The sequence below is a fragment of the Vibrio sp. 811 genome (genome assembly GCF_033339195.1).
The window spans coordinates 1-760 of sequence record NZ_JAWOUB010000324.1; the positions used below are offsets into that span (position 1 = coordinate 1).

The window sequence follows — 760 nt, forward strand, 5'->3', positions numbered from 1 at the left end:
CTTCACACCCCAAAATCGGTAGTGTTAGTCCAAGACAAGCACAAAGTCTTATAGCTGTTGCGCGCCTTGATCTAGTTGATCTCAACATGTATAGCCTCTGTTCTTAGTGGTGAACGGTGATCCTTAAGTGCTGGAGAGTCGCTGTTAAGTGGCATTGTGTTGAAACTCGCAGGCGACACTTGTGGACAAGTTCCTGTATCCATGTAGTTGAGTGCGGCAGATAGCATGCGCTCGGATGTATCGCCTAGCGGCTTCGTTAGGTCGTCACCTACCCAACAACCTTCAACTCGATTATCTAAACCAAGGCTGCGGCTAATTTGGCTCTTAGGTGTTGGAACAAAACCGTCGGCAAAGTCGCCAAATTGTTTTTCGTTCGCAGATTTAAACTGAATGGTGTAGTACATGGTGCCACAGTTCTGCTCGGGTGCGAATCCATAAGGTTTACCCATTGTGGTTGAGCCAATTTGGATAACATTAACATCAATACCGCGCAGTGCATTCATCAGTAATTCACTTGAAGAGGCAGTACCGCCAGAGGTCAGCACATAAACTTGCTGCTTGCCTAGAGTAGGCAACACTTGGTCTGAGAACTTGCCTGCTGCCCAGTCGATGGCTACGTTAGTAAATGGGTATACATTGTCGCCATTAGGTATGGTTTTCATGATCTTATCGTTGTGAATAAGCTCACTAAAGACACGATTTTTATCCGCACCGCTGAGCATGTATCCCACTTGAGAAGATTGCAGCACTAAACCGCCGC

The 760-nt window shown here is 46.7% G+C and carries 1 protein-coding gene; it reads right to left on the bottom strand.

The features are described from left to right. Positions 1-71 precede the first annotated feature (71 nt). A partial coding sequence (locus R7Q46_RS26640; protein ID WP_318078150.1) for a S41 family peptidase occupies positions 72-760 on the bottom strand: 689 nt, incomplete at its 5' end.